Source organism: Nocardioides sp., from assembly GCF_050699375.1.
Lineage (GTDB): Bacteria > Actinomycetota > Actinomycetes > Propionibacteriales > Nocardioidaceae > Nocardioides.
Window position 1 is genome coordinate 1 of sequence record NZ_JBOHDN010000375.1, and the last position, 12,994, is coordinate 12,994.

Sequence of the window (12,994 nt, forward strand, 5' to 3'; positions counted from 1 at the left end):
CCCCGAACAAGAAAAAAGAGTCCCCACCAAGCGCCCCCCCGCCCCGAGCTGGCCAGCGGGCCGCTTCGTGCATACTCTTACTTCTTCTTCGGGGTCACCCAGAGGTTGATCGTGCCCTCGATGGCCACGGTGCCGTCCTCGCGGATGCCCTTGACGCGCACGTCGAGGTCACCGTCGGCGGTGTCCCACTGCTCCTGGTCGGTCTCCGCGATGCAGGTGATGTCGGTGGAGGCCTTGGCCGTGTAGGAGACGGTCATCCCTTTGGGGATCCAGCGCTTGTCGCGCGGGATCGTGACCTCGGCAAGGGAGCCCATCGCCATCTCGAGCCCGTTGCACAGCGCGATGGCGTGCACGGTCCCGATGTGGTTGTGGTTGCCCTTGCGGTTGGGCACGATGACCTCGGCGTAGTTCGGCCGCAGCTGGTTGACCAGCGGGTGGATCGATCCGAAGTACGGTGCCTTCTTCGCGAACGCGACCGAGAATGCTCGCTTGCCCACAACCGGGACGCGGTTGAAGGACTTCCAGAGGTCGTAGAGCTGGCTCATGTGGCTCAGGTTACCCGAGGGTAACCTCCTCCCCTCTCCTGGCCCGAGATCAGGAGAGGGAGAGGAAGACCTTCTCGAGCTCCTCGATCTGCTCCGGACGGTCTCCGTCGGAGTGGGCGCGGCGCAGCTCGTTGGAGAGCAGCGCGAAGGCAGCCTTGTCGAGGGCACGAGTCACTGCCTTGAGCTGGCCGACCACATCGGCGAGCTCGCGGCCGTCCTCGATCATTCGGAGCACGCCGCCGAGCTGGCCCTGAGCCCGGCGGACTCGATTGACCACGCTCGTCGTCTCCGCGTCCCGAGGCTGGGGGACGGTCACGTCGTCAGTCAAAGTCTTGCCTTCCATCGGTTCTTGCATCGTTCCTGGCATCGTCGTTGTATCCCCCGGGGGACAACGGTCCAGACCAGTGGGCGTTACGGCTCTTTTCTTGGGTGATTCCGCTTTTCGCCCACGCGAAGACGGGGATCGTGCTAGCCCGCGATCGGCCAGACGATCTCGACGCGGTTGCCGAACGGGTCGCGGACGTGGAAGCGCTGGAATCCGTCGGCGTTGTGACGCTGGCTCCAGTCGACGTCGAAGCCCAGCCGGGCGAGCCTCTCGCCCACGTCCTCGAGGTCAGCTTCGGTCTCGACCGCCAAGGCCGGGTGGGCCCTGGCCTGCGGACGGTGCGGGTCCTCGACACCCAGGTGGATCTCCGCGCCGCCGGGCGAGCGGAACCAGGCTCCACCGCGCTTGGCCAGCTCCGCCGGTTTCGGCACCTCGCTCAGGCCGAGCCCGTCGGCGTAGAAGGCTCTGGCTTCGTCCTCGCGGCCGGCGGGCATGCCGACCTGCACGTGATGGATGCGCATCATGACTCCAGTCTGCGGGCAACGACGAAGACCCGGCGGAACGGGAGCAGCACGAAACTGTTTCCTATCGAATCGTTTCATACGGGATAAACCCGTGCCAGACGTTTCTTGAGCTCCTCGGCGAACGGCTCGAATAGGCCAGCCTTCTCGAGAGCTGCCGCCGTGGGGCGCAGGCTGGTCCCGGAGATCCAGTCGAAGACCGGGTCCTCGCCGGTCAGGACATGGAGGTACGTCGTCTCCCAGGCGTCCACCTCGAAGCCCTCCCGCACCAGCACGTCGTAGTAGTCGGCCGGATCGTGCGAGCTCGGCGCATCGAGATGCTCAGTGTGGGCGGCGTACGGCTCTTCGGCGGCGAGCTCCGCGCGGAGCGTGTGGCTGGGCTCCTCGAAGTTGCCGGGCACCTGGAAGGCGAACCAGCCGCCTTCGCTCACGGCGCCGGCGACGGCCGGGAGCAGGTCCAGGTGGCCGGGGACCCACTGGAGGGTCGCATTGGAGAGGAGTACGTCGACGGAGCCCGGGGCGGCCGACTCGGCCCAGTCACGAAGATCCGCGACCGCGAAATGGACGCCGTCGATGCTCGCGCGTGCCTTGTCGATCATCGGGGCACTCGAGTCCAGGCCGATGACCCTCGCGTCCGGCCAGCGGGTCGCCGCGAGGGCGGTCAGGTTGCCAGGTCCGCAGCCGAGGTCGACGACGTTCTTCGGCTGGTCGGCATCGACCCGGCGGAGGAGGTCGACGAAGGGCCGCCCTCTCTCATCGGAGTAGGCCAGGTAGCGCTCGGGGTCCCATGCGGTCATCGCGTACGTCCTCCAATATATCTCTTGATGTCAAGATATCCCGATCGTCCTCCCGACTTCTCTCGATGTCAAGATTCTCGATGGAGCTGTCTTGGGCTAGGCTCACGTCATGCGCGACGAAGTCGATGATCTGAGCGAGGCTTGGGCCCACGAGCGACCCGACCTGGACCTTGGTCCTGTGGAGATCTTCTCGCGTCTCTCCCGGCTCTCGCGTCACCTCGACCTCGCCAGACGCGACGCGTTCTCGGCCTCCGGGATCGAATCGTGGGAGTTCGACGTGCTCGCGGCGCTGCGGCGTGCGGGCGCGCCCTACGAGCTCTCCCCCGGCCGGCTGCTGCGCGAGACGCTGGTGACCAGCGGGACCATGACCAACCGCGTCGACCGGCTCACCTCACGTGGGCTCGTCGAGCGGCTGCCGGATCCGGCCGACCGACGGGGCGTGCTCGTCCGCCTCACCCCCGACGGCAAGGCCACCGTCGACAGCGCCTTCGAGGCCCTGCTCGCGGCCGAGCGGGAGTTCCTCGACGGGCTCAGCGACGACCAGCAGAGTCACCTCACCGACCTGTTGCGGCGACTGCTGGTGCCGTTCTCGGCGTGACGCCAGCGGGCCCACAGCCCATGTAACACGTCGTTCGTAGGACTATCCGGTCGTTCTGATAGGGCGAGTAGTACTACGAACGACGTGTTACAGCAGCACGTGCCGCGATTTCGCGTGCGGCCGACGCCGAGCTAACCGAGGACCTCGGCGGCCTCGAGCCACTCCAGCTCGAGGTCGTCCTTCTCGGCTGCGAGCCCGTCGAGCTCGGCGCTGAGCTCGGCCAGCTTGGCGTAGTCGTTGACTGCCTCGGCCATCGCGAGCTCGAGCTTCTGCTGCTGCTCGGCGATGCGCTCGAGCTGCTTGTCGATGCGGGCTACGACCTTCTTCGCGGCTCGCTCCTCGGCGGAGCCGGGCTTGGCCTTTGCGGGGCCGCCCTGTGACGTCTCGGCCTGCACAACTGACGTCTCGGCGGGGAGGGGGAGGCGGCGCTCCAGGTATTCGTCCACGCCCCTGGGGAGCATGGAGATCTGGCCGTCGCCGAGCAGGGCCCAGACGGAGTCGGTGACGCGCTCGAGGAAGTAGCGGTCGTGGGAGACGACGATCAGGGTGCCCGGCCAGGCGTCGAGGAAGTCCTCCAGGACGTTGAGCGTGTCGATGTCGAGGTCGTTGGTGGGCTCGTCGAGGAGCAGGACGTTGGGCTCGGTCAGCAGCAGCCGCAGGAGCTGGAAGCGGCGGCGCTCGCCACCGGAGAGGTCGCCGATCCGGGTGACCAGCTTGTCGCCGGTGAAACCGAAGCGCTCCAGCATCGAGGTCGCCGAGAGCTCCTGGCCGTCGATGGTCTTCGTGACGCGCTTGATCGACTCCACCATCGGCAGCACCCGGGCCTCGGGGTCGAGGTCGTCGAGCTGCTGGGTCAGGTGCTGGAGCGCGATCGTGCGGCCGTGGCGTACCTTCCCCGCCGCAGGCGGGAGCGAACCGTCCAGCAGCGACAGCACCGAGGTCTTGCCGGCTCCGTTGACGCCCACGATGCCGATCCGGTCACCCGGACCGATCCGCCAGGTGGCGTGCGACAGGAGCTGACGAGGGCCCCGGAAGAGGTCGACGTCCTCGACGTCGATGACGTCCTTGCCGAGCCGCTGGGCGGCGAACTTCTGGAGCTCGAAGCGGTCGCGGGGCGGAGGTACGTCCTCGATGAGCTGGTTGGCGGCATCGATGCGGAACTTCGGCTTCGAGGTACGCGCCGGGGCACCGCGCCGCAGCCAGGCCAGCTCCTTGCGGACGAGGTTCTGCCGGCGTACCTCGGTGGCGGCGGCCTGGCGAGACCGCTCCGCCTTGGCGAGGACGAAGGCAGCGTAGCCACCCTCGTACGCGTCGACGGCCCCGTCGTGGACCTCCCACGTGTATTGACACACGGCGTCGAGGAACCAGCGGTCGTGGGTCACCACGACGAGCGCGGAGGCGCGAGCGGCCAGGTGCGAGGCGAGCCAGGCCACGGCCTCGACGTCGAGATGGTTGGTGGGCTCGTCGAGCACGATCAGGTCATGGTCGCCGAGCAGCAGCTCAGCCAGGGCGCACCGGCGACGCTCGCCACCGGAGAGGCCGACCACCGGCCGGTCGAGGTCGATCCCGGCAAGGAGCTGCTCCACGATCTCGCGCAGCGCGGAGACGCCCGCCCACTCGTGGTCCGAGCGCCCGCCGAGTACGGCCTCCCGCACGGTATGCGTGTCGATGAGCTGGTCACCCTGGTGCAGGAACCCGACCAGCAGGCCGCGCTGGCGCGAGACCCGGCCGGAGTCGGGCTCCTCCAGGCCGGTCATCACCTGCAGCAGAGTCGTCTTCCCGTCGCCGTTGCGGCCGACGATGCCGATTCGCTCACCGGCGTTGATGCCGAGGGAGACGTCGTCGAGAAGGGGCCGGACACCGTACGCCTTGGAGACGTGCTCGAGGTTGAGGAGGTTCGCCATATCGCCTCCCATTGTCCCCGAGAGTGGTGAGGGCCCATCATCGCGGCCACCGTCGTCCCCGCTCAGCAGCTGCGTCGTGGCCGCTCAGTGGCACGTCAGACCGCAGATGGGAGTGGAGATGCCTACACTCTGTGCAATGTCAGAGAAGGTGACCCGCGGGCAGTCCCAGAGCTCGCGACAGGTCATCCTCGAGGCCGCGCTGGGACTGGCGGCAGCACGGGGCTACGTCGGCACGACGATGGCCCTGGTCCGCCGCGCGACCGGGCTCCCGCCGTCCTCTCTCTACTGGCACTTCGCCAGCAAGGACGAGCTGCTCGCCGAGGCGCTCGAGCACGGCTACACGCGATGGCACCGCATCGCGCCGCGCTGGGAGCCTGCGCCGACCGGCGACGATCTGCGTGCCGGGCTGTTGGCCAACCTGCGACGTACGACGGCGGGCACCAGCGGCGCCAAGGCCGACTGGTGGCGGATGGGACTGATCCTCGCCATCGAGTCCGGACCGACGGTCGGTGACGGCCCGAGAGCGCGCTTCCTCCAGCTCCGCGCCCAGACGCTGGCCGGTTTCGAGGCGTGGTGGTCCGAGGCGGTCGACCTTCCGCCCGCGGACATCAAGACCCTCGCGCGACTGACCCTCGCCGCCCACGACGGTCTCTTCGTCCACGTCCAGACCGAGGCGTACGCCGACCTGGACCCGCTCCTGCGACGGCTCGCCGACGGGCTGGCCGAGGTCGCCGACCACCTCCGGCAGCCGCGCGAGATCGTCCCGGCGATCGCAGAGCTGCCGCCGGTGACGTACGTGAGCGGGAACAGCAGCCGCGAGAAGCTCATCGCGGCAGCGCTGGAGGTCGCCGCGGAGAGCGGCTACGAAGGTGCCTCGATCAGCCGGATCTGCGCTGCGGCGGGCCTGCGAGCGTCGTCGGTCTACTGGCACTTCGCGAACAAGGACGACCTGTTCTCGGCGGCCGTGGACGACTCCTACCGTGCCTGGCAGCGCACCCAGTCCTCGTGGCAGCCGCTTACCGCGGACAGCGACTGGTCCACCGAGCTCTCGCGCATGCTGACACCGTTGGTGGCCAGCCTCCGCCACCTCCCGCCGTTCCTGCGGATCGGCCTCCAGCTCGTGCTTCCCAAGCGGCCCGAGCCGCTGCCCGGCCGGGAGAGGTTCCTCGCCGTACGCCGCCAGACCCGCGACGAGTTCGCTGACTGGTTCCGCGGCGCGCTCGGTGCCGAAGGGCGCGACCAGGCCGACGAGATCGCCACCCTGCTGCTCGTGATCGCCGATGGGCTGCTCTTCGCGGAGGCACTCGACGGCACCGGAATGTCACTGACCACGACGACGGACCTGCTTTCGCGTCTGATCACGGCCACGCCGTTTCCTACACAGTTCAGTCACTGACCGGCTACCGTAGATCCACAGACGATCTACGACGCTAACCGAAGGAAACACACGGAACTGTATGCCGTGTCATCTATTTTCGCAGGTCAGGAATGAGATTTGTCCTACATTTTCGCCATAACCTCCGGAACGATCGTTACAGTGACTGCTGTCACAGAGAGTCGGACTCACCAGATCCCCCCTTCGTGGTGAGTCTCCACTCAACTAAGGAGATCCCCCCATGAGCGTCACTGCTATCCCCACCCTGGCTAGTCAGCACGACCATGAAGGTGCCCCGAGGACGACCTCCTCGGCGACCCCGTCTGCGACGAAGGCCCTCCAGATCCTGGAGGCATTTCTCGGAGCCGGCCCGAAGCTCGGCGTCAGCGAGATCGCACGCACCGCGGGCCTGCCGAAGTCCACCGCCTTCCGACTTCTGCGCCACCTCGAGCAGAGCGGCTACGTCGAGCGGACCGGACGCCACTACGTGCTGGGCCGCCGGCTCTTCGAGCTCGGCAACGCCGTGCAGATCTGTCGCCCCCAGGGCATCCGGGAGACGGCGATGCCGCACCTCGCCGAGCTCTACGTGGCGACCGGCAAGACCGTCCACCTCGCCATCCTGGAGAGCACAGACATCGTCATCCTGGAGAAGATCGCCGGTCGCGGTGGCATCCAGCCCGAGACGTACGTCGGCGGGCGTGCCCCAGCCGCCTGCTCTGCGCTCGGCAAGGCGATCCTCGCCTTCAGCGACCGCAACCACATCGCGGCGGTCCTCGAGTCCGGTCTCGTGCGGCGCACCCGTCACTCGCACGGCGACCCGGCGAAGTTCCTCGCCGAGCTCCGCCGCGCCAACAGCGAGCGCATCGCCTTCGACCGTGAGGAGGCCCAGCTCGGCATCGTGTGCGCCGCGGTTCCGATCATGATCGAGGGCCGCGCGATCGCCGCCGTCTCCATCTCCGGCAGCACCGCCGGGTTCAACGCCGCCAGCATCACCCGCCACCTGCGCCGCGCCGCCGCCGCAATCTCCGACGAGGTCGTCTCCAGCGCCGCCTGACCCCCTCCGCCGAGACGTCACCTCTGCAGGTCGAGACGTCACCCCTGCAGGTCGAGACGTCACCTCTGCAGGTCGAGACGTCACCCCTGCAGGCCGAGACGTCACCTCTGCAGGCCGAGAGGTCACCTCTGCAGGCCGAATTGGCATCGCCGTGCCAACTCGACCTGCACAAGTGACTCTTCGGCCTGCAAACCTGACTTCTCGGCCTGCAGAGGTGACGTCTCGGCGCGCGCGGGGGCGGGTCGCTGTCAGTAGGTGACGACGTGGGCGCCGGCGACGGGGCCGGGGGCGGCCCAGACGCGGTCGTACGCCTTGGCCTGCATCGCGCCGGCGACCTCGCGGGCGTGGGTGGCGTCGCGACAGAGCATCATGATCGTCGGACCCGAGCCGGAGAGCTGGACGGCGAGGGCGCCGGCCTCCTCGCCGTCAGCGAAGGTCTGGGCGAGATCCGGGCGCAACGAGAGCGCCGGAGCCTGCAGGTCGTTGGCGAGCGCCCCGGCGAGCAGGTCCGGGTCGCCCTTCGCCAGCGCGGCGAGCAGGCCCTCGGACACCTGCGGGTCGCCGCCCCGGTCGCTGCCACCTAGCTCGTCGAAAGCGCGATAGACCGACGGGGTCGAGAGTCCCTGCTCGTTGCCGACCGCGACCCACCACCAGGCCCCGTTGTCGGGGACCGGAGCGACGATCTCGCCGCGGCCGCCGCCGATGGCGGTGGCACCGATGAGAGCGAAAGGTACGTCGGAGCCGAGCTGTGCCGCGAGGCTCAACAGGTCCTCGTCAGAGGTCTCCAGCGCCCAGAGCCGGTCGAGCGCCACGAGCGCCGCGGCTGCGTCGGCGGAACCACCGGCAAGGCCACCCGCGACCGGGATGCCCTTGTGGATCTCGATCTTGGCCGCCCTGTCGACGCCATGGTGCCCCGCGAGCGCGCGCCCGGCGCGAACCGCGATGTTGTCGTCGCCGGTCGGCACCTCGCCCAGCGCGATGTGGTCCTCGGCGGTGACCGCGACCTCCCACTGTGCGGCGTCCCTCACGGTGACGTCGTCGTAGAGCCCGATCGCGTGGTAGACCGTCGCCAACGGGTGGTAGCCGTCCTCGCGGAGCGGCCCCACCCCGAGGTGAAGGTTGAACTTCGCGGCGGCGCGGACGGTGACACTCATCGGGGCTCCTTCGCGACAGCACCCGACTGGATCGACTCGGCGATGCGTACGAAATCGTGGATCGTCAGCGACTCCCCGCGGGCGAGGGGGTCGATGCTGGCCGCCACGAGCGCGGTCTCCGCGGCAGCGGCAGAGCCGGCCAAAGGCTTGAGTACGCCGCGCAGCGCCTTGCGACGCTGCGCGAAGGCAGCGTCGATGACCGCGAAGACGTCCTCGCGCGCGATCGAGCTCGTGGGCGGAGGCCGGTGGGTCCAGGCGACGAGTCCGGAGTCGACGTTGGGTGCCGGCCAGAAGACGTTGCGGCCGATCGCTCCGGCGCGGCGTACGTCGGCATACCAGGCCGCCTTCACCGAAGGGACCCCGTAGACCTTGGAGCCGGGCTTGGCCGCCAGCCGGTCGGCGACCTCGGACTGCACCATCACCAGGCCACGCTTCAGCGACGGCAGCAGCGACATCAGGTGCAGCAGCACCGGGACCGAGACGTTGTAGGGCAGGTTGGCGACCAGGGCCGTGGGCGGCGCACCAGGCACCGAGGCCACCCGAAGGGCGTCGGCGCGGATCAGGCTGAAGGCGTCGGCGTGATCCGGCGCGTACTCCTCGATGGTCTTCGGCAGCCGATCGGCAAGATCCTCATCGATCTCGATCGCGGTCACCTTCGCGCCGGTCTCGAGGATGGCCAGCGTGAGCGAGCCGAGCCCGGGGCCGACCTCCACCACGACGTCATCGGCGCCGACGCCGGACTCGCGTACGATCCGGCGCACGGTGTTGGCGTCGATGACGAAGTTCTGACCACGCTGCTTGGTCGGGCGAAGGTCGAGCTCGGCGGCCAGCGTCCTGACCTCCACCGGCCCCAACAGGCGCGGCGGAGTGCGGTCGGTCATGCCCTCAGCGTAGGCCCCACGATGCCGAGTCGGCGCATCTGTCCCGCCCCACAACACCGAGTCGGCTCGTCTGTCCCACGCCAGAACGCCGAGTCGGCGCGTCTGTCCCACGTTGATGGGACAGACGCGCCGACTCGAGCCCGATTTCCGGGACAGACGCGCCGACTCGCGGCTGGTTACTGCGGCAGGCCCATGCTCTGCGAGCAGGCCGGCCAGGAGCCGTAGCCGCCGGTGGCGTCGCGGACCTTCTCAGCGACCGCGATCTGGGCTTCACGGCTGTTCTCGTGCGGGAGGCCGGAGCCGCCGTAGGAGTGCCAGGTCTCCGCGTTGAACTGCAGACCGCCGTAGTAGCCGTTGCCGGTGTTGATCGACCAGTCGCCGCCGGACTCGCACTCCGCGAGCTGGTCCCAGACGGTGCTGCCGCCGGCGAAGTTGGGCGCAGGCTCTTCCTCCACCTTGGTGCCGACCTTGACGACACGCGTCTCGGCCTTCTCGAGCACGTTCTGCTCGAGAACCTTCTTGGAGACGGCCTCGCCGTTCTTGTAGACGACGCGGTAGGTCACCGAACGGGCCCCGTCGGAGCCCTCCTCGACGACCTCGGTCTCACCCTCGGGCATCGAGGGGTCCTCCTGCTCCTCGACCGGCGCCTCGACGGTCTCGCGAGCGACCTTCTTGGTCTTGGAGGAGAAGTCGGTGAAGACGATCTTCTGACCGCTCTTCAGGGTCTTGCCCGAGCGCGGCGAGACCTTGTCGCGGCGCTCGAGCTTGACGTCGAGCTCCTTGAGGGCGTCGCCGACGGTCAGCGCGGCGACGTTGACCTTCTTGGCCTTCTTGCCGGCCAGCTCGACCTTGACGGTCTTGGGGGTGACGACGTCGAGCGACATCCCGTCACGGCCGATGTACGCACCGCGGCTGGTCGAGAGCTTGGCGCGGTCGAAGTCGCGACCGAGCTCGGCGAGGGCGCCACCGACAGTCGTCGCGGTCACCCAGTGGTCCTGGTCCTTGCCGTCGACCTCGAGGCTCAGCTGGCGGGCGTAGCGGACGCTGATCGCGCTGCCGTCCTCGACCTTGGTGTCGACCGATGGGGCGACCGCGTCGCGGTCGCCGATCTTGATGCCCTCGGCCTCGAGAACCTCACCGACGGTGTCGGCGTTGACGCTGACGTCCTTGGCCTTGCCGTCGACCGAGACGATGACATCGGTCTGGGAGGTCTTGACGCCGTACGCAGCGCCCCCTGCGGCGACCACTGCTGCGGCGAGTCCGCCGACCAGAATGGCCTTGCGGCGGCGGGTAGATGCGATGTTACGGACCCACGAGTTGATACTGCTGACGGGCACGATGCTCCGATGTTTGTGCTCTCCGGGCACAGGCGAACGGCGTTGCGAGATCTCACGATCCACGCGCTGAGGCCCACCCCCAACACCGTCCGGATCTATCCCGATCCCGGCTATCTCGCCGACCAGAGGAACAAAACCTGTCGGTTAAATGCAAGTTCCCCGTCCGTTCCGGACGCAATTACAAGCATGCAATATTGGAATCAATCGAGCGGTCGAACCTCTTGTCAATACCTGTCACACCAAACAACATGTGTGCGATTCGCCACGCAGAATTCGCAGGTCAAGCCGGTTGATCCGGGTAAATGTCGTAATCCCGCCACGAAATATTGTGGCCGTTGACCAATACGCGACAAATCCTTTACAGGTAACGGCATTGCTTGGTGAGGTACTCGAAGGCCATCTGTGTCGTGATGGCCCGTCGTGCCGGTCGGTTCTCGGGTAGGCAGATGTGCGCGATGTCACGAGACTCCGGAGGAACGATGAACAGACGCCTTACCAGCGTTATCGCCGCGGCCGCGGTCGTCGGCGTCACGCCGGTGGCCCTGGCCCACTCGTCGGCAAACGCCGTCGAAGACGCGGGGACCCCAGCCGCCGCCGCGGTGAAGCAGAAGGTCGATGACAAGCCCGACGCGCTCAACACAAAGCGCCGCGAGCTCAAGACCAACGCTGCCACCGCCGTCGCCACGGGCGACAAGCAGACGGTCACCAAGAACGGCAGCGAGGTCGTCAAGATGGGCTCGGGCAAGAATGCCCGCTGGGTGGAGCACGAGCCCACCGAGCAGTCCCAGCTGCTGAGCTTCCTTGTCGAGTTCGGCGAGGGCGGCAACCCCGCCTTCCCCGAGAACACCTCGGGCCCGCTCCACAACGAGATCGAGGCGCCCGGAGCGGACGACAACTCGACCTACTGGGAGGAGGACTTCTCCCGCGACCACTACATGGACATGTTCTTCGACGAGACGAAGGGTGAGGAGTCCTTCCACAACGTCTACAAGGAGATGTCGAGCGGTCGCTTCGACCTCAAGGGTGACGTGAGCGACTGGGTGACCCTTCCGCACGCCGAGTCCTACTACCAGGACGAGACCGGCGACGAGAGCGCCGCGTCGATGAAGAACTACATCCAGGACAGCGCCGACGCCTGGTACGACGCCCAGAAGGCGTCCGGCAAGACCGACGCCGAGATCGTCGACTACCTCCAGGACTACGACATCTGGGATCGCTACGACCTCGATGGCGACGGCAACTTCAACGAGGCCGACGGCTACATCGACCACTTCCAGGCGATCCACTCCGGCGAGGGCGAGGAGGCCGGCGCCGACCCGTGGACGATCTGGTCGCACCGTTGGGCCGCGAACGCCTCGGGCTCCGACGGCCCGGCCGACTTCCCGAAGGCCGGCGGCGTCAAGATCGGCGACACCGACATCTGGATTCGCGACTACACCACCGAGCCGGAGAACGGCGGCCTGGGTGTCTTCGCCCACGAGTTCGGCCACGACCTCGGTCTGCCGGACTTCTACGACACCGCCGGCGGCGAGAACGGCACCGGCTTCTGGACCCTGATGAGCTCGGGTTCCTGGCTGGGCCACGGTGACGGCACCATCGGCACCACCCCGAACCACATGGGTGCGCCGGAGAAGCTCTTCCTCGGCTGGCTCAACTACGACACCGTCGAGGCCGGCTCGTCGAAGAAGCTGACGCTTGGCCCGAGCTTCCACGACACCGGGTCGAAGACCCCACAGGCGCTCGTGGTCAATCTCCCGGACGGGGAGTCGACCCACGACGTCGGCTCCGGCACGTCGGGCAAGACCTTCCTCTACTCGGGCAGGGGCGATGACCGTACGGCCACCGCGGTCAGCCCGGAGATCGCCGTCCCCGCCGGTGGCACGCTCTCGGCCAAGGTGAAGTACGACCTCGAGGCGGAGTACGACTTCACCTTCGTGGAGGCCTCGACCGACGGCGGCACCACCTGGTCGACCCCGCTGGCCACCAACCTGTCCTCGGCGGAGTACAACAACGGCATCCACGGCACCTCCGACAGCACCTGTGACGGCAACTGCGCCGACCACAACCCGGAGGAGTACGTCGACCTGACTGCTGATCTCTCGGCGTACGAGGGCCGATCCGTCAAGCTCCGCTTCCGCACCGCGAACGACGGCGGCGTCGCCTACTACGGCTTCGCCATCGACGACCTCTCGGTCGGCTCGGCCTACAGCACGGACTTCTCGTCCTTCGACGACTGGACCGTCAAGGAGTACCTCGGCATCACCGACGGCACCTACTCCGAGACGTACCCGCGCTTCTACATCGCCGAGAACCGGCAGTACAAGGGCTACGACAAGACGCTGGCCGAGGGCCCGTACAACTTCGGTTACGGAGTCACCGCGCCGGACAAGGTCGACCACTACGCCTACCAGGACGGCCTGCTGGTCTGGTACCAGAACGGCGCCTACACCGACAACAACACCTCCCAGCACCCCGGTGGCGGGCAGGCGCTGGTCGTCGACGC

General features: G+C 67.9%; 12 protein-coding genes. 4 read left to right on the forward strand and 8 right to left on the reverse strand.

Features of this window, described 5'->3' with window-relative positions:
• Positions 1-77: 77 nt before the first annotated feature.
• The 4 genes from ACRDPS_RS24650 to ACRDPS_RS24665 form a co-directional block, all read right to left on the reverse strand.
• Complete coding sequence (locus tag ACRDPS_RS24650; protein ID WP_431504312.1) at positions 78-545, reverse strand: hotdog fold domain-containing protein; 468 nt, start codon at positions 543-545, stop codon at positions 78-80.
• 49 nt (positions 546-594) lie between these two features.
• Entirely contained in the window at positions 595-861 is a 267-nt protein-coding gene (locus tag ACRDPS_RS24655; RefSeq protein ID WP_141782113.1) for a metal-sensitive transcriptional regulator, read from the reverse strand.
• Between the two features lie 152 nt (positions 862-1,013).
• On the reverse strand, positions 1,014-1,394 hold the full coding sequence (locus ACRDPS_RS24660; protein ID WP_431504313.1) for a VOC family protein: 381 nt from the start codon (positions 1,392-1,394) through the stop codon (positions 1,014-1,016).
• A 74-nt stretch (positions 1,395-1,468) separates the two neighbouring features.
• Complete coding sequence (locus ACRDPS_RS24665) at positions 1,469-2,188, reverse strand: methyltransferase domain-containing protein (protein WP_431504314.1); 720 nt, start codon at positions 2,186-2,188, stop codon at positions 1,469-1,471.
• A gap of 109 nt (positions 2,189-2,297) precedes the next feature.
• Here ACRDPS_RS24665 and ACRDPS_RS24670 point away from each other — a divergent pair, with 109 nt between their 5' ends.
• Complete coding sequence (locus ACRDPS_RS24670) at positions 2,298-2,786, forward strand: MarR family winged helix-turn-helix transcriptional regulator (protein ID WP_431504315.1); 489 nt, start codon at positions 2,298-2,300, stop codon at positions 2,784-2,786.
• 131 nt (positions 2,787-2,917) lie between these two features.
• On the opposite strand, the gene ACRDPS_RS24675 is transcribed toward ACRDPS_RS24670, so the two are convergent.
• A complete protein-coding gene (locus ACRDPS_RS24675) occupies positions 2,918-4,690 on the reverse strand; it encodes an ABC-F family ATP-binding cassette domain-containing protein (protein ID WP_431504316.1) in 1,773 nt (590 codons plus the stop codon).
• 136 nt (positions 4,691-4,826) lie between these two features.
• Between ACRDPS_RS24675 and ACRDPS_RS24680 the strand changes: the two genes are divergently transcribed.
• Both ACRDPS_RS24680 and ACRDPS_RS24685 read left to right on the forward strand, forming a co-directional pair.
• Complete coding sequence (locus tag ACRDPS_RS24680) at positions 4,827-6,086, forward strand: TetR/AcrR family transcriptional regulator (protein ID WP_431504317.1); 1,260 nt, start codon at positions 4,827-4,829, stop codon at positions 6,084-6,086.
• Positions 6,087-6,306: 220 nt separating this feature from the next.
• Positions 6,307-7,119, forward strand: coding sequence for an IclR family transcriptional regulator (locus ACRDPS_RS24685; protein WP_431504318.1), 813 nt, complete (start codon positions 6,307-6,309; stop codon positions 7,117-7,119).
• A 248-nt stretch (positions 7,120-7,367) separates the two neighbouring features.
• Here the strand turns inward: ACRDPS_RS24685 and ACRDPS_RS24690 are convergent, their stop codons facing one another.
• The 3 genes from ACRDPS_RS24690 to ACRDPS_RS24700 form a co-directional block, all read right to left on the reverse strand.
• A complete protein-coding gene (locus ACRDPS_RS24690; RefSeq protein WP_431504319.1) occupies positions 7,368-8,273 on the reverse strand; it encodes a 4-(cytidine 5'-diphospho)-2-C-methyl-D-erythritol kinase in 906 nt (301 codons plus the stop codon).
• A complete protein-coding gene (rsmA, locus tag ACRDPS_RS24695; RefSeq protein WP_431504320.1) occupies positions 8,270-9,154 on the reverse strand; it encodes a 16S rRNA (adenine(1518)-N(6)/adenine(1519)-N(6))-dimethyltransferase RsmA in 885 nt (294 codons plus the stop codon). The genes ACRDPS_RS24690 and rsmA overlap by 4 nt, the downstream gene beginning before the upstream one ends.
• 176 nt (positions 9,155-9,330) lie before the next feature.
• Positions 9,331-10,491, reverse strand: a complete 1,161-nt coding sequence (locus tag ACRDPS_RS24700; protein WP_431504321.1) for a ubiquitin-like domain-containing protein — start codon at positions 10,489-10,491, stop codon at positions 9,331-9,333.
• Between the two features lie 479 nt (positions 10,492-10,970).
• Between ACRDPS_RS24700 and ACRDPS_RS24705 the strand changes: the two genes are divergently transcribed.
• A partial coding sequence (locus ACRDPS_RS24705) for a M6 family metalloprotease domain-containing protein (protein ID WP_431504322.1) occupies positions 10,971-12,994 on the forward strand: 2,024 nt, incomplete at its 3' end.